The organism is Streptomyces sp. NPDC059002 (assembly GCF_042740435.1).
Lineage (GTDB): Bacteria > Actinomycetota > Actinomycetes > Streptomycetales > Streptomycetaceae > Streptomyces.
Genome location: NZ_JBHYJI010000036.1, coordinates 69,190 through 94,238, shown reverse-complemented (window position 1 = coordinate 94,238; position 25,049 = coordinate 69,190). Strand labels below are relative to the sequence as shown.

At 71.8% G+C, this 25,049-nt stretch carries 14 protein-coding genes; 11 read left to right on the top strand and 3 right to left on the bottom strand.

Features of this window, described 5'->3' with window-relative positions; all coding sequences use genetic code 11:
• Positions 1 to 26: 26 nt before the first annotated feature.
• Both ACFWZ2_RS28150 and ACFWZ2_RS28145 read left to right on the top strand, forming a co-directional pair.
• Entirely contained in the window at positions 27 to 9,290 is a 9,264-nt protein-coding gene (locus tag ACFWZ2_RS28150; RefSeq protein ID WP_384550333.1) for an amino acid adenylation domain-containing protein, read from the top strand.
• Between the two features lie 92 nt (positions 9,291 to 9,382).
• On the top strand, positions 9,383 to 10,585 hold the full coding sequence (locus tag ACFWZ2_RS28145) for a cytochrome P450 (protein ID WP_384550325.1): 1,203 nt from the start codon (positions 9,383 to 9,385) through the stop codon (positions 10,583 to 10,585).
• Positions 10,586 to 10,763: 178 nt separating this feature from the next.
• On the opposite strand, the gene ACFWZ2_RS28140 is transcribed toward ACFWZ2_RS28145, so the two are convergent.
• Entirely contained in the window at positions 10,764 to 11,642 is an 879-nt protein-coding gene (locus tag ACFWZ2_RS28140) for an alpha/beta fold hydrolase (RefSeq protein ID WP_384550323.1), read from the bottom strand.
• 70 nt (positions 11,643 to 11,712) lie between these two features.
• On the opposite strand from ACFWZ2_RS28140, the gene ACFWZ2_RS28135 reads away from it, so the two are divergent.
• Entirely contained in the window at positions 11,713 to 12,318 is a 606-nt protein-coding gene (locus ACFWZ2_RS28135) for a TetR family transcriptional regulator (protein WP_384550321.1), read from the top strand.
• 1 nt (position 12,319) lies between these two features.
• Here ACFWZ2_RS28135 and ACFWZ2_RS28130 read toward each other — a convergent pair whose 3' ends face one another.
• Both ACFWZ2_RS28130 and ACFWZ2_RS28125 read right to left on the bottom strand, forming a co-directional pair.
• The gene (locus ACFWZ2_RS28130; protein ID WP_384550319.1) at positions 12,320 to 14,134 is read right to left on the bottom strand and encodes a methyltransferase; all 1,815 of its coding nucleotides are present in this window, start codon (positions 14,132 to 14,134) and stop codon (positions 12,320 to 12,322) included.
• A gap of 141 nt (positions 14,135 to 14,275) precedes the next feature.
• A complete protein-coding gene (locus tag ACFWZ2_RS28125) occupies positions 14,276 to 15,415 on the bottom strand; it encodes a YncE family protein (protein WP_384550317.1) in 1,140 nt (379 codons plus the stop codon).
• Between the two features lie 144 nt (positions 15,416 to 15,559).
• On the opposite strand from ACFWZ2_RS28125, the gene ACFWZ2_RS28120 reads away from it, so the two are divergent.
• The 8 genes from ACFWZ2_RS28120 to ACFWZ2_RS28085 all read left to right on the top strand — a co-directional run bounded on the left by ACFWZ2_RS28120 (position 15,560) and on the right by ACFWZ2_RS28085 (position 25,042).
• Positions 15,560 to 16,510: a LysR family transcriptional regulator gene (locus ACFWZ2_RS28120; RefSeq protein ID WP_384550315.1), complete on the top strand. Its 951-nt coding sequence runs from the start codon at positions 15,560 to 15,562 to the stop codon at positions 16,508 to 16,510.
• A 37-nt stretch (positions 16,511 to 16,547) separates the two neighbouring features.
• Positions 16,548 to 17,021, top strand: a complete 474-nt coding sequence (locus ACFWZ2_RS28115; RefSeq protein ID WP_384550314.1) for a MarR family winged helix-turn-helix transcriptional regulator — start codon at positions 16,548 to 16,550, stop codon at positions 17,019 to 17,021.
• Positions 17,018 to 18,442 carry an MFS transporter gene (locus tag ACFWZ2_RS28110; RefSeq protein ID WP_384550312.1) on the top strand — a complete coding sequence of 475 codons (1,425 nt, stop codon included), beginning with the start codon at positions 17,018 to 17,020 and terminating at the stop codon, positions 18,440 to 18,442. The genes ACFWZ2_RS28115 and ACFWZ2_RS28110 overlap by 4 nt, the downstream gene beginning before the upstream one ends.
• Before the next feature lie 116 nt (positions 18,443 to 18,558).
• Positions 18,559 to 19,377 carry an SAM-dependent methyltransferase gene (locus ACFWZ2_RS28105; protein WP_384550310.1) on the top strand — a complete coding sequence of 273 codons (819 nt, stop codon included), beginning with the start codon at positions 18,559 to 18,561 and terminating at the stop codon, positions 19,375 to 19,377.
• A 98-nt stretch (positions 19,378 to 19,475) separates the two neighbouring features.
• Complete coding sequence (locus ACFWZ2_RS28100) at positions 19,476 to 19,907, top strand: VOC family protein (RefSeq protein WP_384550308.1); 432 nt, start codon at positions 19,476 to 19,478, stop codon at positions 19,905 to 19,907.
• 163 nt (positions 19,908 to 20,070) lie between these two features.
• Positions 20,071 to 20,358, top strand: a complete 288-nt coding sequence (locus ACFWZ2_RS28095; protein ID WP_384550306.1) for a CU044_2847 family protein — start codon at positions 20,071 to 20,073, stop codon at positions 20,356 to 20,358.
• The gene (locus ACFWZ2_RS28090) at positions 20,355 to 21,185 is read left to right on the top strand and encodes a serine protease (protein ID WP_384550304.1); all 831 of its coding nucleotides are present in this window, start codon (positions 20,355 to 20,357) and stop codon (positions 21,183 to 21,185) included. Before ACFWZ2_RS28095 ends, ACFWZ2_RS28090 begins: the two co-directional genes overlap by 4 nt.
• An 875-nt stretch (positions 21,186 to 22,060) precedes the next feature.
• Positions 22,061 to 25,042, top strand: coding sequence for a BTAD domain-containing putative transcriptional regulator (locus tag ACFWZ2_RS28085; protein ID WP_384550331.1), 2,982 nt, complete (start codon positions 22,061 to 22,063; stop codon positions 25,040 to 25,042).
• The last annotated feature ends 7 nt before the right edge of the window (positions 25,043 to 25,049 follow it).

Genomic DNA, 25,049 nt, shown 5'->3' with positions numbered 1-25,049 from the left:
AAGCCCGCTTCGGCACACTCGCCAAGATCTGGCCCACCACCCCGGCACAGTCCGGACTGTTGTTCCAGTCGATGCTGGCCGGATCCTCGTTCGACGCCTACCACATGCAGTTGGTCCTGCACCTGTCCGGCGAGGTCGACCCGGAGCGCATGCGCCGGGCGGGGCAAGCGCTCCTCGACCGCCATCCCGCCCTGCGTGCGGCGTTCGTCAACCGAGCCGACGGCGACGTCGTGCAAGTGGTCCCGGAAACGGTGCCTCTCCCCTGGCAGCACCACGACCTCACCGCGGCGGCCGACGACGCGGAGCGCGTCGAAGCCTTCGAGCGGTTCCTCGAAGAGGACCGGACCGCCCACTTCGAGGCGGACACCCCGCCGCTGCTGCGGCTGGCGCTCGCCGTCCTCGAACCCGGGCGCGCCGAACTGGTCCTGACCGCCCATCACACGCTCTACGACGGCTGGTCCACCCCTCTCCTCATGCGGGACCTGCTGCTCCTCTACGCGTCCGACGGCGACCCGTCCGACCTGCCCACCGCCCGCGACTACGGCGACTTCCTGTCCTGGCTCACCCGCCAGGACCACGAGGAATCCGCGCGCGCGTGGGCGGCCGAACTCGACGGTGTGAACGAACCGACGCTGCTGGTGCCGCACTCCGGGGCCCGGCACGACATGGCCGGTATCGGGAACCTCGAAGTGGACTTCGAGGACAAGCACGGCCTGTCCCGTCGGGCCGCGCAGCTCGGCGTCACCCTCAACACCCTGTTGCAGGGCGCCTGGGCGGTGCTCCTGGCCCATCTCACCGGCCGCCAGGACGTGGTGTTCGGCACCACCGTGTCCGGCCGGCCGGCCGCGGTGAAGGGCGTCGACGACATGGTCGGCCTTTTCATCAACACCCTTCCCGTCCGGGTGCGCCACCGGCGGCAGGACACCTTCGCCGAGCTGCTCACCGGGCTGCAGGACGGGCAGGCCGCCCTGCTCGGCCATCACCACCACAGCCTCGCGGAGATCCAGCAGGCCACCGGGCTGAACGCGCTGTTCGACACGATGGTCGTCTTCGAGTCGTTCCCCGTCGACCGGGAGGCCATCGACGAGGCCAACTCATCGGCCGGTGTCGCCCTCACCGGCCTGCGCCCGCTCGCGGGCTCGCACTACCCCGTCATCCTGACCGCCGCGACCAGTCCGCAGTTGCAGATGGCGCTGCAGTACCAGACGGACCTGCTGGACGAGGACGCGGCGGCCGACCTCGCCGTCCGCTTCATACGCGTACTGGAACACCTGGTCGCCGACCCGCAGGTGCCGGTCGGTGCCATCGACGTACTGTCGGAGGACGAGCGGGACCGGCTGGTACGGCGGGTCAACGACACGGCGCATCCGGTGGCCGCCGGCACCCTGCCGGACGCGTTCGAGGCGCAGGCCGACCGCACCCCGGACCGCGTCGCGGTGATCGGCGAGCAGGAGCGCCTGACGTACGAGGAGTTCAACCGGCGCGCCAACCGGCTCGCCCACTGGCTGATCGAACAGGGCGCGGGTCCCGACCAGTTCGTCGCGGTGCGCATCCCGCGCTCGGTCGACCTGCTGGTGGCCGTCTACGCGGTGGTCAAGGCCGGGGCGGCCTATGTGCCGGTGGACCCCGACCTGCCCGAGGACCGGGTACGGCACATGCTCGACAGTGCCCAACCGCTGCTCGTGCTCGACGACGGTCTCCCCGACACCTCCGCGTACCCGGAGAGCAACCCGGAACGGGCGCTGCTGCCGGACCATCTCGCGTACGTCATCTTCACCTCCGGTTCCACCGGCGGCCCCAAGGGCGTGCAGGTCTCGCACCGGTCGATCATGAACCGGATGCGGTGGGGCCTCGCGCACTTCGACGTCGGCGCCGAGGACCGGATGCTGTTCAGCACGCTGGCGAGCTTCGACGCCTCGGTGCAGGAGATGTTCGCCAATCTGCAGGCGGGAGGTGCCGTCGTCGTGGCACGCCCGGACGGGCGCCGTGACCCGGCGTACCTGGCGGAACTGATCCGGCGGGAGCGGGTGACCAGCGCGTTCTTCGTGCCGTCGCTCCTCGCGGCGTTCGTCGCCGAGCCCTTGGCGAAGCACTGCGACTCGCTGCGCTGGATCGAGTCCGGCGGCGAGGCGTACCCGGCCGCGCTGGCGGACAAGCTCGTCGGGCTGCTGCCCGGCTGCGGGGCGCACAACCACTACGGCCCCACCGAGGCGGCCGTCGAGGCCACGGCCTGGCAGCACGTGCCGGGCGCGGACCGGTTGCCGATCGGCGTGCCGCTGTGGAACGTCCAGGTGTACGTGCTGGACACGGCGCTGCGGCCGGTCGCGCCGGGCGTGGCCGGTGAGCTGTACATCGCCGGTGTCGGGCTGGCTCGCGGCTATCTGGGGCAGAGTGCGCTCACCGCCCACCGGTTCGTCGCCTGTCCCTTCGGTGAGCCGGGCACCCGGATGTACCGCAGCGGCGACCTCGTCCGCTGGAACAAACAAGGCCAGCTCGAATACATCGGCCGTTCGGACTTCCAGGTGAAGGTCCGGGGCTATCGCATCGAGCTGGGCGACATCGAGCACGCGCTGACCGGGCACCCCGCCGTCGCACAGGCGGCCGTCGTGGTGCACGAGGGGCAGCAGGGCGACAAGCGCCTCGTGGGGTATGTGGTGCCCGATCCGGCTGCCGCGGTCGCCGACACCGGCACCCAGGTGGACGAGTGGCGTCAGCTCTACGACGACAACTACATCGCGCCCGCCGACGAGACATGGGGCGAGGACTTCCAGGGCTGGAACTCCAGCTACACGGGCGAGCCGATCCCGCTCGATCAGATGCGGGAGTGGCGGGACGCCGCCGTCGCGCAGGTGCTGCGGGGCGCGCCGCGACGGGTCCTGGAGATCGGTGTGGGCTCCGGGCTGCTCCTCGCGAAGATTGTCGATGAGGTCGAGGAGTACTGGGGCACCGACATTTCCGCCACGGTCGTGGACCGTCTCCGGGCCCAGACCGCACAAGCCGGTCATGGGGACCGGGTACGCCTCTGCGTCCAGTCCGCCGATGACATCTCCGGCCTTCCCCAGGGCCACTTCGACACCGTGATGCTCAACTCCGTGGTGCAGTACTTCCCCAGCGCCGAGTACCTCGACCAGGTGCTGGCTCAGGCCCTCGAACTCCTGGCCCCAGGCGGCCGGTTGATTGTCGGCGACGTCCGCAACGCCACCACCCTCCGGCTGATGACGACGGCCGTGCAGCGTGCGGCGCATCCCCATGCCTCGCGTGACGAGCTGCGGGCGTTGGTGGAGAAGGCGCTCCTGGCCGAGCGGGAGTTGGTGATCGCTCCGGAGTGGTTCGCCGAATGGGCGGCGGAGCGTTCCGTCGGGGTCGACATCCGGCTGAAGCCCGGGCAGGCCCACAACGAACTGACCTGCCACCGCTATGAGGTGGTCCTCCACAAGCAGTCGGCCGACCTACTCGACCTCACCGGCGTACCCACCGTGGCGTGGGGTGAGGAGGTGACCGACCTGGCCGACCTCGACGGGTGCATGGGACGGGCGGGCGGCCCCGTGCGGGTGACCGGGATACCCAACGTACGACTGGGGGAAGAAGCCGCCACAGCCACGTCCGCCGGTGTCCTGAGTGCGGCCGCCCTCTCCGGCAGGCCGCTTGATCCGGAACACCTCGCCGCATGGGCGCGGCGCCAGGGCCGGGCCGTGGTCCTCACCTGGTCGGGCCGGACCGCCCACGCCTTCGACGCGATCCTCCTGCCCGACGAAGGAACCGGGCAGCGGAGCGTCTCCGGAGGGTTCGTGCCCGGCGCTGCGCCCGGGCGGGCCCGGGCCAACGCTCCCGCGCTGGCCAAGTCGATCGGCCCGCTGCTCGCCGAACTGCCCGAGTACCTGCGGGGGCGCCTGCCGGACTACATGGTTCCTGCCGTGGTCGTGCCGCTGTCGGAGCTGCCGTTGACCCCGGCGGGGAAGCTCGACCGGCGTGCGCTGCCCGCGAAGCACACGGCCGCCGTGAGCAGCCGGGGCCCGCGCAACTCCCATGAGGAGACGCTCTGTTCCCTCTTCAGCGAGCTGCTCGGCCTGGAGCGGGTCGGCATCGACGACAACTTCTTCGAGCTGGGCGGGCACTCCCTGCTGGCCACCCGGCTGATCAACCGGGCCCGCGCCGAGCTGGGCATCGAGATACCCATCCGCAAGATCTTCGACCTGCCGACGGTGGCCGCGCTCGCCGCGTGGTCGGAGGAATCGGCTGCTCCCCGCCGCCTGCGGTTCGCGCACCGCGATCGCACCCGGGCGGACGGTGTGACGCCACTGTCCTTCGCGCAACGCCGGATGTGGTTGCTGCACCAGCTGGAGGGCGGGGCGGAGACGTACAACATCTCGCCGGCGTTCCGCCTGACCGGGCCGCTGGACCAGGACGCGCTCGTCGCCGCGATCCGCGATGTGGTCGACCGGCACGAAATCCTGCGCACCACATACGTGCCGGACGAGGACGGCGAGCCCCACCCGCGGATCCTGTCGTCGGCGGAGGCGTCGGTGCAGGTGCCGGTGGTCGAGGTCACGCCCGAGGACGAGTCCGACGCGATCGACGAGGCCGTCACGCACCGGTTCGACCTGGCGGCCGACATCCCCCTGCGCGCAACCCTGTTGCGCTGTTCCCCGCAGGAACACGTCCTGGTCCTCGTCATCCACCACATCGCCGCGGACGGCAGTTCGGGGGTGCCGCTGACACGGGACCTGACCGAGGCGTACGCCGCCCGCCTTGAGGGCCGGGCGCCGGCGTGGGCGCCGCTGTCCGCGCAGTACAAGGACTACGCCTTGTGGCAGCGCGAGTTGCTCGACGACGTGGCGGATCCGGGCAGCCTGGCCGCGGCGCAGGCCGAGTACTGGCGCGCGGAGCTTGCCGGGGTGCCCCAGCCGCTCGACCTGCCGCTCGACCGCCCGCGGCCCGCGGCCCGGAGTTCGGCGGGCGGCACGGTCGGCGTCATGGTGGACAAGGAGGTGGCGGCCGGGCTGCAGAAGCTGGCCGACGAGCGCGGGATGACCATGTCGATGGTCCTCCAGGCCGCGCTGGGCGTGCTCCTCGCCAAGCTGGGCGGTGGAGAGGACGTGACCATCGGCGGGCCGATCGCCGGGCGGACCGACGAGGAACTGGCCGATCTGATCGGGTTCTTCGTCAACACCCAGGTACTGCGGGTGGATCTCTCCGGCGACCCGTCGTTCACCGACCTCCTCGCGCGAGTGCGAGAGAAGGCGCTGGCCGCCTACGAGCACCAGGACATCCCGTTCGAGACCCTGGTCGAGACCCTCAACCCCGACCGCTCCACGGCCTACCAGCCGCTGTTCCAGGTGATGTTCGCCTGGCAGAACTTTGCCCGCAGGGACTTCGAACTCCGCGGCCTCCAGGTGGAGTTCGAGCAGCACCTCACGTCGACCGCCATGGCCGACCTGCTGTTCAGCATGGCCGCGGACGGCTCCGGAGCGCTGTACGGCGACCTCCAGTACGCGACCCAGCTGTTCGACCGCGACACGGCCGAGGCCATCGCCGCCCGCTTCGTACGCGTACTGGAACACCTGGTCGCCGACCCGTCGGTGCCGGTCGGCGCGATCGACGTACTGTCGGAGGACGAGCGGGACCGGCTGGTACGACGGGTCAACGACACGGGGCACGCGGTGGCCGCCAGCACTCTGCCGGACGCGTTCGAGGCGCAGGCCTCGCGCACTCCGGACCGCGTCGCGGTGATCGGCGAGCAGGAGCGGCTGACGTATGGGGAGTTCAACCGGCGCGCCAACCGGCTGGCGCACTGGCTGATCGAGCAGGGCGCGGGCCCGGACCGGCTGGTCGCGGTGCGGATCCCGCACTCGGTCGACCTGCTGGTGGCCATCTATGCGGTGGTCAAGGCCGGGGCGGCCTATGTGCCCATCGACGCCGGGCTGCCCGAGGACCGGGTGCGGCACATGCTCGACACCGCCAGACCACTGCTCGTACTCGATGACGAACTCCCCGACACGACCGGCTACGTGGAGTCCAATCCGGAGCGCGCGCTGCTGCCGGACCATGTCGCCTACGTCATCTTCACCTCCGGCTCCACCGGCGGCCCCAAGGGCGTGCAGATCTCGCACCGGTCGATCATGAACCGGATGCGGTGGGGCCTGGAGCACTTCGCCGTCACGGCCGATGACCGGATGCTGTCGAGCACCTCGGCCAGCTTCGACGCCTCGGTGCAGGAGATGTTCGCCCACCTCCAGGTCGGCGGCGCCGTCGTCATCACCCGCCCCGACGGCCGCCGCGACCCCGCCTACCTCGCCGAACTCATCCAGCGCGAACAGGTCACCGCCGCCTTCTTCGTCCCCTCCCTGCTGGAAGCCTTCATCGCCGAACCCCAGGCCGGACAGTGCACCAGCCTGCGCTGGATCGAATCCGGCGGCGAAGCCTTCCCCGCCGCCCTGGCCGACAAGGTCACCGCCCTGCTCCCCCACTGCGGCGCCCACAACCACTACGGCCCCACCGAAGCCGCCGTCGAAGCCACCGCCTGGCAACACACCCCCGGCACCGAACGCCTCCCGATCGGCGTGCCCCTGTGGAACGTCCAGGTCTACGTCCTGGACACCGCCCTGCGCCCGGTCGCCCCAGGGGTGGCCGGAGAGCTGTACATCGCCGGTGCCGGACTGGCCCGCGGCTACCTGGACCAGAGCGCGCTCACCGCCCACCGGTTCATCCCCTGCCCCTTCGGCGCACCCGGCACCCGGATGTACCGCAGCGGCGACCTCGTCCGCTGGAACAAACAAGGCCAACTCGAATACATCGGCCGGTCCGACTTCCAGGTGAAGGTCCGGGGCTACCGCATCGAACTGGGCGACATCGAGCACGCACTCACCGGGCACCACGCCGTCGCACAGGCAGCCGTCGTGGCGCGCGAGATCCAAGGGGGTGATCAGCGCCTCGTGGCCTATATGGTTCCTCACCCGGGCGCCGCGGTGGTCGATGCCGACGCGCAGGTGGACGAGTGGCGTCGCGTCTACGACGACACTTACGCCGATGCGGGCGAAGAGGCATGGGGCGAGGACTTCCGGGGCCAGAACTCCCACTACACCGGCGAGTTGATCCCGCTCGACGAGCTGCGGGAGTGGCGGGACGCGGCGGTGGCGCAGGTGCTGCGGGGCGCGCCCCGGCGGGTCCTCGACATCGGTGTGGGTTCCGGTCTGCTCCTCGCGAAGATCGTCGGCGAGGTCGACGAATACTGGGGCACGGACATCTCGCCCACGGTCGTGGACCGCCTCCGGGCCCAGACCGAAAGGGCCGGTCACGGTGACCGGGGCCACCTCAGCACCCAAGCCGCCGACGACATCTCCGGGCTTCCCCAGGGCCACTTCGACACCGTGGTCCTCAACTCAGTGGCCCAGTACTTCCCCAGCGCCGAATACCTCGACCAAGTGCTGCGCCAGGCACTCGAACTCCTCGCCCCGGGCGGCAGGTTGATCGTCGGCGACGTCCGCAACGCCACCACCCTCCGCCTCCTCACGACCGCGGCGCAGCGAGCGGCCCATCCCCACGCTTCCCGTGACGAGTTGCGGGCGCTGGTGGAGAAGGCGCTCCTGGCCGAGCGGGAGTTGGTGATCGCTCCGGAGTGGTTCGCCGCGTGGGGCCGTGAGCATGCCGGTGGCGTGGACATCCGGTTGAAGCCGGGACAGGCCCACAACGAACTGACCCGGCACCGCTACGAGGTCGTCCTCCACAAGCGACCGGCGAACGTACTCGACCTCACCGAAGCACCCACCGTGGCCTGGGGCCGGGACGTCACCGACCTGGCCGGACTCGACGGCTGCGTGGCGCGGGCGGGCGGCCCGGTCCGCGTGACCGGGATACCCAATGCCCGTCTGGCCGACGAGGCCGCCGCGGCGACCTCCACAAGCCCGCGAGGCTCAACCGGCCTTGCCGGTACGCCACTTGACCCGGAGGACCTTGCCGCCTGGGCTCGCCAGCAGGGGATGGAAGCGGTTTCCACCTGGTCGGGCCGGATCGTCCACGCCTTCGACGCGATCCTCCTGCCCGGACAGGGAAGCGGACCACGATCCGCCCAGCAGCCCCTCTCCGGAGTCTTCATTCCCAGTGAGGCGACCGGCCGGACCCCGACCAGCACCCCCGCCCTCGCCACGGCGATCGGTCCGCTCGTGCACGAGCTGCCCGCGTATCTGCGGGAGCGCCTGCCGGACTACATGGTCCCCGCCGTGGTCGTACCGCTGTCGGAGCTGCCGCTGAACGCGGCGGGCAAGCTCGACCGGCGTGCGCTGCCGTCGGAGCACACGGGCAGCGTAGGCGGTCGCGGGCCGCGCAACTCCCATGAGGAAAGGCTCTGTTCGCTCTTCAGCGAGCTGCTCGGCCTGGAGCGGGTCGGTATCGACGACGACCTGTTCGCGCTCGGCGGGCACTCTCTGCTGGCGATCCGGCTCAGCACCCGGATCCGCAAGGAGTTCGGCGTCGACCTGCCTCTCAGGACGATCATCGACTACCCCACGGTGGCCGAGTTGAGCGGTGTGGTGCTCACCGGGCGCGCTCCCGGCGACCACGCCGACTCGTACGACGTCGTACTGCCGCTGAACAGGGACCCGGGTACGGGCAAGACGCCCGTCTGGTTCTTCCACGGCGGTGGCGGCCTCGGCTGGGCGTACTTCACCTTCGCGCCGCACCTGGACCGCCCGGCGTACGCCCTCCAGGCACGCGGCTCCAACGGCACCGAACCGGTGGCGGAGTCCGTGGAGGACATGATCGAGGACTACCTCACGCAGATGCTCCGGATCCAGCCGGAGGGCCCCTTCAACCTGGTCGGCTGGTCCTTCGGCGGCCCGGTCGCCCACGCCGTCGCCGCGGCCCTGGACCGGCGCGGGCACGAGGTCGCCCTCCTCGCCGTCCTGGACTGCCCACCGGCCGCCCCCGACCCGGAGAACGGGTTCCAGCAAGTGGCCGGAAGGTCGGAGGCGCTGTACCGGGCGGATCTGGAGGACGTCTTCGGCGAGTACATGAACACCGACACCATGGACACCTTCATGGACAACATGTCGAGGGTCGGCGCCAACAACATCCGCATCGTGTCCGCCTTCCAATCGCCGGTCTACCGGGGCGATCTGCTCTATTTCAACGCGACCTTGGACAAGACCGAGGTGGCCTCCTACGGGCCCGACTGGCGGCCGTACGTCCTCGGCTCCATCGAGGAGTACGGGGTGGAGGCCAGGCACCACGACCTGCACATGCCGAAGCCTGCGGGCCAGATCATGCAGGTCATCGCCCGCAAGCTCACGGAGTGACGGGGCGGGACCCCGCGCACGCCGCGTTCCGGTCCTCACGGACCAGTTCACCCACTCACCATTCCCCTTCTCACCATTCCCAGGGAGCCACCATGACCGACCTCGCCACCAAGTGGGGAGTAGACGAGGCCCGCTTCTGGCTGCACGGCCGATCGCCGAAGGAGGTCGTGGAGTTCGACGAGCCGATGGGGCTGTGGAACGTCTACGGTCACGCCGAGTCGCTCGCGATCCTCGAGGATCCGGCGACGTACTCGTCGAATACCGCGCCGTTGTTCGCCGCGGGCGTGGAGATGGACTTCGGCGACGCGTTCGCGGGAAACCCCATCCAGATGGACCCGCCGCACCACGGCAAGCTGCGCAAGCTGGTGAACCGGGCCTTCACCCCGAAGACGGTCACCGATCTGGAGCCGCGGATCGCCGCCCTCACCCATGAGCTGCTCGACAAGGCGGTGGACGGCGACCGGATCGAGCTCGTGTCGGCCCTCGCGTATCCCCTGCCGGTGATCGTCATCGCCGAACTCCTCGGCGTGCCCGCCAGCGAAAGGGACATGTTCAAGAGCTGGGTGGACAAGATCTACGACAGCGACCACCAGCAGGTGTCGCTCAAGCCCACCGAGGAGCAGCGGCGCGCCATCGAGGAAGGCGTGGAGTTCTCGAAGCGGCTGCAGGACTATCTGCTCAGTCACGCGGAGGAGCGCAGGCGTTCCCCCCGGGAGGACCTGCTGACCAAGCTCGTGGAGGCCGAGGTCGACGGGGAGCGTCTCAGCTCCAGGGAGGCCGCGAACTTCGCGACGTTGCTGCTCATCGCCGGGCACATCACCACCACGATGCTGATCGGCAACACGCTCCTGTGCCTCGACGCGGAGCCGGAGGTCGACGCGCGGGTGCGCGCCGACCGCTCGTTCCTGCCGGCGGTCATCGAGGAGTCGCTGCGTTTCCTCACGCCGTTCTCGTCGCTGTACCGGGCCACCACGACCGAGGTGGAGCTCGGCGGGCAGCGGATTCCGAAGGGGCAGCTGATCGCGGCGCGCATCGGTGCCGCCAACCGGGACGAGCGGGCCTTCGACCGGCCGCACACCTTCGACCCGGGCCGCGACCCCAACCCGCACCTCGGTTTCGGCCGCGGCATCCATTTCTGTCTCGGCGCCCCGTTGGGCCGCATGGAGGGGCGGATCGCGCTCGACATCCTGCTCGATCGCTTCCCCGTGCTGCGCGCGGATCCGGAGAACCCGCCGGTGTTCCTGCCGACACCGGATCTGACGGGGGTGAAGACCCTGACGCTGCTCACCCGTTGAGTCGGCGATACGCGCCCGGGGTGTCGGCACCGGCGGGGAACACCTGCGGTGCGGCTGCCGCGTGCCCCAGGATGTGAGGGGTACCGGTGGACCGGCCCGGCCGGTGCCGGGCATCCGGGGCGTGACGTGGCGGGTGCCGCAGCGGCGGATCACCTGATCCCGCAAGGAGCCGGGACGGTCAGCGCGTCAGGAACGCGTGCAGCGCCGTGATCAGCGCGGCCGGATTGTCCTCCTGCACGTTGTGTCCCGCGTCCGGCACCACCACGAGTTCGCCGTGGGGAACACGCCCCACCAGACGCTCGGCGGCGGCCTCGGAGAGCACCTTGCTGCGGGCGCCGCGCACGAGGAGGACCGGCAGGCCGGTGAGCCGCGCGGCGAGGTCCTCCATGGCGGCGAGGATGGCGGGGAAGTCGGGCGGCCGCGGATCGCTCTTCGGCACCCAGGCACCGCCGGGCGTACGGCGGAACAGTGCGCGCATCCGGTAGGTGACGCGGGCGCGGTCGGCCCGCGGGTTGACCCGCATCGCGGCGTCCACCACCGCGTCGAGGGCGACGACCGGTCCCAGTGCGGCCATGAAGGCCCGGATCCGCCCGGTGCTCCCGAAGTCGACGCCGGGTGCGACGTCGATCAGCGCCAGGCGTTCGACGCGGCCCGGATGCGCGTCGGCGACATGCGCGGCGACCACGCCGCCGAGCGACATGCCGACCAGGCGCACCCGGTCGCAGCCGAGGTGGTCGGCCGCGGCGACGACGTCGGCGGCCATGGTGGCGATGCGGTAGTCGTCGGACCAGTCGCTGTCACCGTGGCCCCGCAGGTCGAGGGCGACGAGGCGGGCGGCGCCGCGCAGGCCGAGGCAGACGAAGTCCCAGGTGTGCGCGGTCAGTCCGCCGCCGTGCAGCAGCAGCACGTCGGGTCCGGTCCCGCCCCAGTCGAAGCCGTGCAAGCGGCAGCCCGCGCGGGAGTGGAAGACGTCGGACGGCGGTGCGGGATCGTGGATCCGGACGCCCAGTGACGCGGCGAGACCGGTCATCGACGGGATCGTGGTCCGTCCGTCCATCGCGACGCCCCCTTACCTTGGCACCCCAAGGTAAGACTCTTGCCTTGACCGGTCAAGGTAAGGTTGATGTGTGGCAACTCGCATACGACGTACGCCTGTTGAGGCCCGGCGTCTGATCCTGGAGGCCGCGGGCGAGCTGCTCGCCGCGGGAGGTCCTGCGGCCGTGCAGGTGCGGGCCGTGGCGGCCGCGGTCGGCGTGTCCGACGCCGCGGTCAACCACCACTTCGGCACCCGCGAGCAGTTGCTGTCGGCGCTGCTGCGCTTCGGCGGCAGGAAACTCAAGTCCGAGCTGCACGCCGCCCTCGGCACCTGGCGCGACGGATCCGCCGACCCGGCCGCACTGGTGCGCATCCTGGCCGCGCTCTACGCCGACGGCTATGCCGAACTGGCCCTGGCCCTGCACCAGTCGGGCTGGCGCGACACCGGAAGCGGACTGCTCGACGAGATCGTGGACCGGCTGCACGCGCAGGCGCGGACCGACTGCGCGACGACCGGCCGCACTCCCCCGGCCCGCGAGACCGTCCAGCTCACCGTGGCCGCGCTGCATCAGGCCGTCGCCATGGAGCCGCTGTTCGGCGACGCGTTCCGCAGGAGCGCCGGTCTTGACGCGGCCGCGCGCGACCGCATGCTCGACTGGTGGATCGAGACGCTGCGGAGGACCGTGGCCGGGACGTGAACTACCGGCACTGACCGGGATCGTCGTCCCGTCGGCGCGCGCACAGCAGACTGCCGTCCAAGGGCAGGTCGGCGACGGACACCAGGTCGAACCCGGCCGCGGACAGGAGACCCTCGTACTCCTCGGCGGTCCGCTCCCTGCCGCCCACGTTGCACAGCATGTGGAGGTCCCAGGAGACGGCCAGGGAGGCGGAGCCGTCGGTCGGCAGCAGCCGTTCCACGACAAGGAGGGATGCCCCGGCCGTCATGCTCGCCGCGCAGCCGCGCAGGACCGTCAGGGCGCGCTCGTCGTCCCAGTCGTGCAGGACGCGGGCGAGCACGTAGACGTCCCCGCCCTTCGGCACCGTTTCGGTGAAGTCGCCCTCGACGAACTCGCAGCGGTCGGCCCAGTCGGCGCGGGCCGATCGCCGTCGCGCGGCCTCCAGGACGTCCGCCCGCTCGAACAGCACACCCCGCGCCTGCGGCACCCGCGCGAGGATCCCGCCGAGCAACTCGCCGTCGCCGCCGCCGACATCCACCACCACGGGGGCACGGGTGAAGTCGAAGAGCCCGGGGATCGGCTCGAACATCGCCGCGCTCGCGAACATCGCCGAGTCGAACTGCCGGGCAAGCGCGGGGTGTTCGGCGAAGTAGTCGAAGTGCCCCTTCCCGAAGAGCGCCGCGAAGGCCTCCTGCCCCGTTCGTACGGAGTGGGACAGGGCGCCGAAGGACTGGTAGAAGAGCCCGCCGTAGAGCAGGGCCAGCGGACGTAACGAAGGGTGGGCGTCGCGGCGCAGGAGGTCGCCCAACTCCGTTGCTGTGTACGTCCCTTCGGACGTGTAGGTCCCTTCGGCCGCGTACGTCCCTTCGGCCGGGGTCACGAGGCCCGCGGCCGCGAGGAAGCGCAGCAGCCGGGCCAGGCCGCCCGGGTCGGCGCCGATCCGGGCGGCCACCTCCGCGACCGGCAGGAGCCCGGCGGTCTCCCCCGCGGCGGGCAGCTGGTCGATCAGCTCGAATTCCGCGGCCACCGCGATCGCCTGGGTGGTCCAGGCTCCGGTCATGAGGTCGAGGAGCCGCTTCGCCGGATCGGGCGTCGCCGCGCGGTGTGCGGCCAGGGTCAGGGGGTGGTGGCCGGGCACGCGCAGTTCCAGCCGCCGGTAGCGGGGCCGGGCCGCCGCGGGTGCGGGTTCGGTGGTCCCGAAGTACAGCACCGTGCAGTCCTCGTGCCTGTTGTAGCCACCGCCGTCCGGCACCAGACCGCCCTGCCCGCCGAGCAGCGCGCACAGTCCCGACAGGACGACCGCGTCGCTCGCCCCCACGTCGAGGGCGACGTGGGACTCGTTGCGCTCGGCCCGTTCCCGGGCGGCGATCTCCTGGAGCGCCGACCCCGGCGGCACCTCCAGGGCGAAGACCTCGACGGTGCGGGGGCCGCCGTCCGCCGCGGGGAGCCGCGCGTGGTGGATCGTGACGTCCAGCGAGGGCTCGGGCACGCCGTACCGCTCGCACAGCCGCGCCCGTACGACGGCGCTGGGCACCCGGTCCCCGACGTCGAGCCCCTCGGCATCGAGCCCGGCCGTCAGCGCGTCGAGCGAGGGCGGGAAGACCAGTTCCGCGACGTGGGCGGGTGTGCAGTGCGCGGCCAGTGACGCCCGCTCCCCCGCCGTGAGCGCGGGGACCAGCTCGGCGAGGACGCCGTCGGTGTCCCGGCCCCGCCCCCAGGACGACGCCGCGCGGATCAGGGCGAGATCGGCCGGATCGAGAGCTGCGGAGGGAACAGGAGGCGAGGGGACGGGTATCGATTCGGTCCGGGTCCGGGGCCGGGGAACGCGCTGAGCCATGAGGATCAGCTCCTTTCGGTGTGCACCGCTTGACATGACGGCAGCACCCGGTACGACGTCCCCCTGACCAGCATCCGGCACCTCGTTTCGGACAGTCACCCCCCTTCGGTCAACATTCGTCCGGATTTAGTGTCGTTGATGTCACACCGCGCGCGGGATGTACGCCAGGCCGTGCGCACCCGACGCGCCGAACGCGGGGTGCTGGAGCCGACTCAGGGGCCGCAGCGTCTCCAGGTCGACGATCTCGACGGTGGACGAGGCGAAGCAGGCGACGTACGCGATGCGGCCGTCGCGGGGCGACGTGATGGTCAGCGGGACGAGCCCCACCTCGACATCGCCGAGCCGCTTGCGGGTGTCCGCGTCGAACACCGAGAGGCGGCCGGGCGCCATCGTGCTGGCTCCGGTGGCCCGGTCGCGCTCCGTGCGCACTTCGCCCGCGAGCAGCTTCCCCGTCGAGGTGAGGTGGAGCGGCATGGCGGCGTCCGTCAGCGGGAGGGTGTCGACGACGGACGCGGTCCGGGTGTCGATGACCTTGATTTCGGGGGGTGTTGCGCCTTCGGCCGAGAAGGAGCCGCCGTGCGGCGTGGCGACGAAGGCGTGCGTGCCGTCGGCCGCGACGGCGACTCCCTCGCTGCCCGGCACCTCGACCTTCGCGGTGAGGGTCTCCCGTTCCAGGTCGAGGACCGAGACGTACGGCGCTTCCTTGTTGACGACGTACGCCGACCTGCCCGCCGCGTCGACGGCCACCCAGTGCGGCCCGGGCGCGCCGGTGTCGATCCTGCCCAGCGGCCGGCGGGTCCGCGTGTCGACCACGACGACGCCCCCGACCCGGTCCTGCGCCCCCTCCACGGTGACGTACAGGCGGCCGCGCGACGCGTCCAACGCCATTCCGTGCGGGGCGTGTTCGGGGGCGAGGTCGACGACCTCGACGACGGTGCGGGTGTCGGGGTCGATGACGGTGAGCTCGGTGCGGCGGCCGCTGTTCGCGTTGTAGTAGCCCGAGCGGTAGGTCGTCGTGCACCACAGCAGCCGCTGGGTCGGGTCGAAGCACAACTCGTGCGGCTGGGCGAGGGTTTCGAGCGTCCCGAGGTGCCGGTCGGACGCGGCGTCGAAGAACGAGACCGAGGGGCCGCTCTGGCTGACCACGGCCAGCACGTCGCCTTCCCTACCGGCCCTCGGGGGTTCCTGCGCGGCGGGCTCGGCGGACGCGGCCGAGTTGGCGGGCTCGACGGGCTCGGCGGACTCGGCGGACTCGGCGGACTGGGTGGGCTCGACGGACACGGTGAACTCCTGGCGTTCGGTGGATGGTTGACCCTCGTTCCCGTGGGCCTGCCTCCACCCTCCGCGTACGAGCATTGACCGGCAATGCAAGAATGGGTACCACCTCATTGCCTGTGTCGTAAAGATGCAGCTCAGGAGCCACTCATGGACCTCAATCTGCTCCGCGCCCTGGACGCCCTGCTCCAGGAGAACAGCGTGACCCGCGCCGCCGAGCGCCTCGGCACCTCCCCCGCGGCGGCCAGCCGCACCCTGGCCCGGCTGCGTCGCGCCGTCGGCGATCCGCTCCTGGTCCGCGCGGGGCAGGAGATGGTTCCCACTCCGAGGGCGCTCGAACTCCGGGACGAGGTACGCGAGTTGCTGCGCGGGTGCGACGACGTGCTGCGGCCGGGGGCGGGCTTCGAGGCCGTCCATCTCCAGCGCACCTTCACCGTGCAGGCCACCGACCTGCTCCTGGCGGGCATCGCCGGTCCCTTGACGGAGCGGGTCCGTGCGGCGGCGCCGGATGTGGACGTGGTCTTCCTGCCCGAGGCGCTGGAGGGCGGACCCGCGCTGCGGCAGGGCCCGGTGGACGTCGAACTCGGTGTCCTGGGGCGCCTTGACCCGGAGATCCGCACCCGGCGCCTCGCCCGGCGGGCCCTGCTGGGGGTCGCCCGCAAGGATCACCCCCTCTTCCGGAAGCGGATCGACGCCCGCCGTTTCGCCGCCGCCGACCACATCGGCATCTCCCGGCACGGCAAGGGCGTCGGACCGATCGACGAGGCCCTCGCGGAGCACGGGCTGCGGCGCCGGATCGCCGTCGTGGTGCCCAGTCACACCAGCGCGATGATCCTCGCCAGGGACACGGACCTCGTGGCCCTCACCATGGCCGCCTGGCTCCCCGGTACGACCGACGCCCTGGGGCTGCGGACGTTCCCGATCCCTCTCGACCTGGCGCCCCTCGACCTCGGCATGGCCTGGCACCCGCGCAACTCGGCGGATCCGGGCCACCGTTGGTTCCGCGATCAGGTGGCGGCCGCCGTGCAGGAGGTGGCGGGCCCCGGGCACGTGGTGGGCCCCGGGCACCTCCCGCGCCATGGCAAAGAGTTCGACAAGTAACTTGGTGAAGTTACTTGTCGAGTTCTACGGTGGGGTCATGACCGAGAACTCCCGGCCGCCGCAGTCCGCCGCGGCCGCACAGCGCCTCAACGACGCGTTGAAAAGACTGCGCGCACGGCTGCGCACGGAATCGGGGCAGCATGCGATCGGCCTGACCGTCACACAGCTCAGCGTGCTGGGGAGCATCGTGCGGCAGGGCCCGATCACCGCCGCGCGGCTCGCCGCGGTGGAGCACGTCAGCGCGCAGGCCGTCGCGCAGAACCTCGCGGTGCTCAAGGCGGCGGGGCTCGTCCACAGCGAACCCGACCCCGAGGACGGCCGCCGAAAGCTGATCAGCGCCGATCCCACGGCGACCGAGATGATCGGCAGGCTCCTGGCCGGTCGTGACACCTTCCTGGCCCGCGCCATCGACCAGCTCGCCACCACACCCGACGAACTCAAGGACGTCGAGAAGGCCATCGACCTGCTGGAGCGGCTCGCCGCGGCCGATCCTGGCGACGGCGCCCCGTGAGGACCGGCATACGGCGGACCGCCGCCCGGGCCCCCGGCCGCGCGCCGGAACCCTTCGCGTGGACGTTCACCACCCCGCTCTATGTGGGCGCGAGCCTCAACCCCGTCAACAGTTCCCTCATCGCGACGGCCCTCGTGCCGATCGCGGCCGACCTGCACGTCCCGGTGGGCAGCACCGCCGTCCTCGTCTCCGCGCTCTACCTGGCCAGCGCCGTCGCACAGCCCACGGCGGGCAGGCTGGCCGAAGTGCTCGGCGCGCGCCGGATCTTCCTGTCCGGCATCGTGCTCGTCCTGCTCGGCGGCGTGGTCGGCGGTCTCGGCGGGAACCTCGCGACGCTGACCGTCGCCCGGGTCCTGATCGGCGTCGGCACCTCGGCCGCCTTCCCCTGCGCGATGGTGCTGATCCGGCGCCGCGCCCAGGACGCGGGTCTTGGCGCCCCGCCGGGCCGGGTGCTCGGCGGCATCGCGATCGCGGGCCTGACCACCGCCGCCGTGGGTCCGCCGCTCGGCGGACTGCTGGTCGGCGCCGCGGGCTGGCGCTGGGCCTTCCTGGTCAACATCCCGGTCACCGCGCTCGCGATGGCCATGGCGGTGCGCTGGCTGCCCCCGGACCCCGCGCCCGACCGCGGGCGCGGAGGGTTCCGCGAGGTCGCCGACCGGATCGACCTGCCGGGCATCCTCGGCTTCGCCGCGTCGATGAGCGCGCTCGTCCTCTTCCTGATGGGTCTTCCGCAGCCGCACTGGGCGGCGCTCGCCGTCTTCGTCGTGGCCGTCGTCCCCACCGTCGTATGGGAGTTGCGGAAGTCCGCGCCGTTCTTCGACCTCCGGGGTCTCGCGGCCAACGGCGCCCTCGCCCGCACCTATCTGCGCCAGGCACTGTCCCTGCTCGGCGTCTATTCGGTGATGTACGGGATGACCCAGTGGATGCAGGCCGCGTACGGCCTGTCCACCGTGCGGGCGGGGCTGATGCTGCTGCCGATGGGCGCCGTGGCCGCACTCCTCTCGCGCCCGCTCGCCCGCCGCAATCTGGTCCGCGGACCTCTGATCGTCTCGGCGGTGACCTCGCTCCTCGGTTCGGTCGGCATCATGCTGCTGACCTCCAACAGCCCCGCCTTCGCCCTCGTGCTGGTGTCCCTGGTCTTCGGCGTCACGTCGGCCACCGCCATGGTCGGCAACCAGACGGCCCTGTATCTCGCGGCGCCCGCCGAGCAGATCGGCACCGCGTCCGGGCTCTTCCGGACCTTCGGCTTCCTCGGCAGCATCACCTCCGCGGTGATCTGCGGCCAGGTCTTCCGCGCCGGGGCCAGCGACCACGGTCTGCACACGCTCGGCGTCGTGCTGGTCGGGGCGGGCCTCGCGGTCCTGCTCCTGACCGTCCTGGACCGCCGTCTGATGGGCCGCGGACCGCGGCGGAAGGCCTGACCCGGTCAACCACCCCTCCTCCGCGGGCCGTTACCGCCACCTCCCGACCACCGCCGCTCCCCCAGCCTCTAGGGTGTGGACCGCGAGCGCGATCGACGGACAGCAGGAGACGGCCCATGACCAGCGAGACACCCGACAGCAACCTCGGCCGGATCGACACCAGCAGGGCGCACACCGCGCGGATCTGGAACTACTGGCTCGGCGGCAAGGACAACTACCCCGTCGACGAGGAGGCGGGCGACCAGATCCGCCGACTGCACCCGGGCATCGTCGACTACGCCCTCGCCGACCGGGTGTTCCTGGGCCGCGCGGTCCAGCATCTGACCGCCGAGGTGGGCATGCGGCAGTTCCTCGACATCGGCACGGGACTGCCCACGGTCGACAACACCCACGAGGTCGCCCAGCGCACGGCACCGGAATCCAGGATCGTCTACGTCGACAACGACCCCCTCGTCCTGAGCCACGCCCAGGCCCTGCTCACCAGCACGCCGGAGGGCAGGACCGACTACATCGACGCCGACCTGCGCGACGTGGACCAGATCCTGGAACACGCCGCGAGGACGCTCGACTTCACGCAGCCCGTCGCCCTGATACTGCTCGGCGTGGTCATCTTCGTCGCCGACGACGAGGACCCCTACGGCGTGGTGCGGCGCCTGCTCGACGCGCTGCCCTCCGGCAGTCATCTCGTGCTGTCCCACACCATCACGCGGCCGGACATGCCGGACGTGGACGAGGCCGTGGCGTTCTGGAACGAGCACGGCACCCCGAAGCTGAACCAGCGCACGCCGGACCAGATCACCCGCTTCTTCGACGGTCTGGAACTCCTCGAACCCGGCGTGGTCTCCTGCTCACGCTGGCGTTGGCAGGGCGGCACGGACGGACTGCCCGAACCCGACGAGGTGGCGATGTTCGGCGGGGTCGGGCGGAAGCCGTAGGCGCGCACGGGCCCTGACCGCAATGCTCGACCGGAACCCCTGACCGGAGTTCCTGACCGGAACCCGTGACCGAGGTTCCCGACTGGAAAGGCAGTGTCATGACCGTTCTCGACTCCCCGATCCCCCGGTTCCACCTGGCCGTGCCGGTCGACGACCTGGCCGCGGCCCGCCGCTTCTACGGCGACGTACTGGGCCTGGAGCAGGGCCGCAGCACGGACACCTGGATCGACTGGAACCTGCACGGCCACCAATTCGTCACGCACCTCGCGGCGGAGCGCGGAGCGGCCGTCCACAACCCGGTCGACGGCCACGACGTCCCGGTGCCGCACTTCGGACTGATCCTGGCCGTCCCGGCGTTCGACGAACTCGCCGAGCGGCTGCGCGCGGCGGGCACGGACTTCGTCATCGAGCCCTACGTCCGCTTCGAGGGCCAGACCGGCGAGCAGCGGACGATGTTCCTCCACGACCCGGCGGGCAACGCCCTGGAGTTCAAGGCGTTCGCCGACGACTCCCAGGTCTTCGCCGTGTGAGGGGGCGGGGGCCGCAGCACGGCGGCGAACCCTTGCCGCTGCATCGCCCCACACGCTTTGATGGGTGATCGGTCCGCCGACCGGATCACCCAACTGCCGCACGGGGCACGGGACACCGCATACGGGAGCGACGAAACAGATGACTCGGGTCAGGGTGGAAACGGTGGCTCTCGACGCCGTCGGCAACCGTCAGATCGCCAGCCGGACCCGGACTACGTCGCCGCTCGCCGACCGCTCCGCCGAGGTCGAGGAGGCGATCGTGCAGGCCTCCACGATCGCGCAGCAGGCCCTTGCGCAGGCTCCCGCGCGGGACGGCTGGCAGGTCTCCAGCATGGAGGTCACCTTCGGTCTGACGCTCGCCGCGGAGGCGGGCGTCATCCTCTCCAAGGCGTCGGCGGAGGCGTCGTTCGAGGTCACGCTGACCGTGGAGCGGGTTTCCGGTACGCCATGACGAGCGCGACGGACCCCGACTACTGGGTCGACCTGTGCCAGGATCGGCAGCGTCTCGGCGGCGGCTTCCTCCTGACGCCCCGGTACGTCCTCACCGCGCTGCACTGCCTGCGGGGCCTGAGCACACCCGACCGGAGCGTGCAGATCGTCCTGGCCGACGGCACCCTGATCGAGGGCCGCGTGTGCCGCCAGGACGCGAGCGCCGACCTGGCGTTGATCGAGATCGGTGCGCATCACTACGTACCGCTGAGGATGATCAGGAAGGCCGGACGCGCGCTCGTCGGCGGCCGCTGGGAAGGGCCCTACCGTCCGGCTCTCGACGAGGCCAAGCTGCGCGGCAACATCGACGCCCGGTCCGACGACTACGCATGCCAGGGCGGAGCGGCCATCGAGGCCCTGCAGTTGACGGTCGACCAGGTGCTCGGCGACTACTCGGGATACTCCGGCGGCCCGGTGGAGAGCGACTCTCAGGGGCATGAACCGGTCGTCGTGGGCATCCTCCTGGAACAGGGCCTCGACCGTGCGGACGGGCAGCGTGCGGCCAACGTCCTGTTCGCCGCGACGATTTCGGAGGCCGTCTCCCGCTTCGACCATCTGCAGCTGTCCCACCTCATCGACGTGCTCCGGCCGCCCGGGCCGCAGGCCGGGACGACGGGCGGCGCGGTGGAGTCCGTCGCCGTCACGAACGGCGCCAAGCTGGAGGAGTGGTTCCACCGGCTCAAGGAGTGGGCCGACGCGGGAGAGATGGATCCGTCGCAGATAGCCGAGCTGAAGTTCATCGCGGCGCGACGCGCCATCGAGAACGACTTCGGAGGGGGTGGCGGGTGAACGGCCCCTGGCAGTCCGCCCTTTCCCGCGCGGAGAGCGCCCTGGCCGGTGAGCCGGGGAGCCCTGCCCGGCTCACGGAGGCACTCGACGAGCTGCGCGAGGACCCCCGTGCGCTGTTCGCCCCCGCGGCGGGCAGGCACTTCGCGTACCTCTGCACCCTCCTCGACGCGCTCGGCCTCGGGGACCGCTCGTCGGCGCTGGTGGAACAGGTGTCGGCGCGCGCCCTGCGGGACATCGAGATGCGGCGTCTGGACAGCGGCGTGCGCAATCAGATCGCCGTCACCCTGGCGAACCGCGGGAAGCTGACCGCCGCATCGGTGCTGCTGGCGTTCGACCACGACCCCGGCACGCGCGGCGCCACCGGAATCGCCGCCGCCCGCACGCTCGCGAATCTGGCGGCCGTGAAATTGCGCAAGGGCGATCACGAGGAGGCCGTTCCTGCCGCCCGGCACGCGCTGGCCGCGGCGACCGCGGACGAGGGCCCCGCGGCCCTGCTCAACGTGCGGCTCCTCGCGCTCACCGTACTCATCGAGGGCGTACGCCTGCAGGGTGCGACCGCCGAGGCGGACGAGCTCCTCGGTGAACTGGAGGACGTCGTCCGCCGGTTGGTGCACCTCCTCGGCGAGGGCCATCCGCGGTCCCTGTCGGCCGTGGTGGCCCTCGCGTCGGCCGAGTTCGAGTCGGCGCGGTCGGCCGGTGCACGGGACCGCATGGAGCGGGCGGCGGACGTCCTCGCCGTCGTGGCCCAGAAGACCTCGGCGACGCTCGGCATCCACCACCCGCAGTCGCGGTCCTCGCTGCGCACGCTCACGGGCACCGAGTTCGAGGCGGCCTCGGTCCTGGGGCCGCAGCAGCGGGTCAGCGACGCCCGGACCATGGTGCGGGCGGCCACCGCACTGCCCGAGCGCGGGCACAACGTCGATTCGGTGCGCTTCTCCGTGCTCGGCCCGGTGCGGGCCTGGCACGGGGAGGAGCAGCTGTCCATCGGCTCCCCGCAGCAACGGGCGCTCCTGACCGCGCTGTTGCTCCGCGAGGGGCGCGGGGCGTCCATGGCCGAGCTGATCGACGCGCTCTGGGGCGACGAGCCTCCGCACCAGGCCCTCGCGGCGGTGCGCACCTATGCCGCACGGCTGCGCAAGGTGTTCCCTCCCGGGCTGCTCGCCAGCATCTCGGGCGGTTACGCGATCAGGCTTCCCGTTCCCCACGAGGCGCTTGACCTCGGGGTCGCCGAGCAGTTGTGGGCCGATGCCGGGAAGGCCCGCATCGCGGGTGACCTGACCCGGGCCAGGACACTGATCGACGAGGCGCTCGCGCTGTGGGTCGGCGAGCCGCTGTCCGATGTGCCAGGACCGTACGCGGACGCGCAACGCGCACGCCTGGAGGAGTGGCGGCGGCTGCTCGTCGAGACGCGCCTTGAGATGGACCTGGAACAGGGCTGCCACGCGGAGGCGGTCCCGGAACTCACCGCCCTGACCGCCGCGCACCCGCTGCGGGAGCGGCTGCGGGAGCTGCTGATGCTGGCCCTCTACCGCTGCGGCCGCCAGGCGGAAGCCCTCGCCGTGTACGCCGACACCCGGCGCCTGCTCGCCGACGAGCTGGGCGTCGATCCCCGGCCCGGTCTGCGCGAGCTGCAGATGCGCATCCTGCAGGCCGACCCGGGCCTCGCGGAACCCGCCGCGCCGTCGCCGGAGTCATCGGCGGTGACGGTGCGCCGCCCGACGCAACTCCCGGCGACGGTACCGGACTTCACCGGCAAGGACGCCCTGGTGACCGAGCTGGGCGCGGTGCTTTCCTCGGCCGGGGAGCGGGGCAGCACGAGGGTCGCGGCGCTCGCCGGGATCGGCGGGACGGGCAAGACGACGCTCGCGGTCCATGTGGCGCACCTGGCACGGAGCTTCTTCCCGGACGGGCAGCTCTACGTGGACCTGCAGGGCGCGGGGGCGCGGGCCGCCGACCCGGAGACGGTCCTCGGCGCGTTCCTGCGGGCCCTCGGCACCCCCGACTCGGCGATTCCGGACACACTGGTGGAGCGCGAGGCCCTGTACCGTTCCGTCCTCGCCGACCGCCGGGTCCTCGTGCTCCTGGACAACGCACGCGACGTGGCGCAGGTCAGGCCGCTGCTGCCGGGCACGGGGGGCAGCGCGGCGCTGATCACCTCGCGGGTGCGCATGGTGGACCTGCCCGCGGCCCATCTGGTCGACCTGGACGTGATGTCCCCCGAGGAGGCGCTGCGGCTCTTCACCAGGATCGTGGGGGAAGAGCGGCTGGCCCCGCAGCGGGACGCGGCGCTCGACGTGGTCGCGGCGTGCGGCTTCCTGCCCCTGGCGATCAGGATCGCGGCGTCCCGGCTCTCGGCGCGCAGAACCTGGACGGTCTCCGTGCTCGCGGCGAAGCTGGCGGACAAGCGGCGCCTGCTCGACGAGTTGCAGGCCGGCGATCTCGCGGTCAAGGCGACGTTCGAGCTGGACTACGGGGTGCTCGAACCCGCGCAGGCCCGCGCCTTCCGCCTGCTCGGCCTGGCCGAAGGCCCCGACATCTCGCTGGCCGCGGCGGCCGCGATGCTCGACCTGTCGGTGGAGGAGACGGAGGACCTGCTGGAGTCCCTGGTCGACACGTCGTTGCTGGAGTCGGCGGCACCGGGCCGCTACCGGTACCACGATCTCGTACGGCTTTACGCGCGTGCGTGCGCGGAGCGCGACGAACTGCCGCCGAGCGCACGGGATGCCTCGCTCTCCCGGCTGATGGACTTCTACCTCAGGACGGCGTCGGCGGCGTACGCGATGGCACACCCCGGCGACACGATGGTCGCCCACTTCGAGACCGGGCGGACCGCGGGCCTTGCCTTCGACGACCGCGCCGCCGCCAGGGACTGGCTGCCGTCGGAGTCCGACTGCGTCCTCGCCTGCGTGCAGCAGTCCCTGACCACGGGGTCCCTGCGCCGCGGCGTGGATCTGCTGCTCGCGGCCAGGGAGCTCGCCGATCCCGGGGCCAATCCCGGTCTGTACGAGTCGGTGGCCGATGCGGCGTGCGCCGCGAGCCGGGCGGCCGGGGATGTCCGGGCCGAGGGCCGGGCCAGGACCGCGCTGGCCACGGTGCTGCTGGCCGCCGGGCGGCTGGAGCGGGCGGACGGGGAGGCCCGGCGCGCCCTCGCCCTCGCCGGGGCGACCGGCGACCCGCTGCCGCGCTGCTGGGCCACCGGCGACCTCGGGATCATCGCGACGCTCCAGGGCCGCTACGAGGACGGCGAACGGTATCTGCGGCAGGCCGTCGACACCTTCCGCGCCCTCGGGAACCGGCCCGGCGAGGCCGCCGCCCTCAGCAACCTGTCCCGCGTCCACCTGGCCACCGACCGCCCCGCCGATGCCGTCGAACTCGCCAGGGAGGCGCAGGACATCTACGACGGCATGGGGCTCACCCTGCAAGGCGCCGACGCCCGCTATGCGCTCGGGCTGGCCCTCGCGGGCAGCCGACGGTTCGAGGAGGCCGTGTCGCAACTGCGGCTGGCCCTTGAGGTGTTCAGGGAGCACAGGCACCGGACGCGGGAGGGGCAGGCCCTCTTCCGTCTCGCCGAGGTGCACATGGCCAGGGGCCGGTTCGCGGACGCCGCGTCCGACGCGGAACTCGCGCTGTCCCTGCTGACCGGGCCCGCGCGGGCCACGCATCGCGCGAGCGCGCTCACGCTCCTGGGCCGCGCGCTCGACGGGATCGGGCACACGGACCGGGCCCGTGCCTGCTGGCGGGAGGCGCTCTCCCTGTTCGACCAGCTGGGTTCGGCGGGGACGCGGGAGACGGATGCGCTGCGCCGGCAGGCGGCGGCCCACCTCCAGAGCGCGGGCACGGGCCGCGAACGGCCGTGACCTGCCG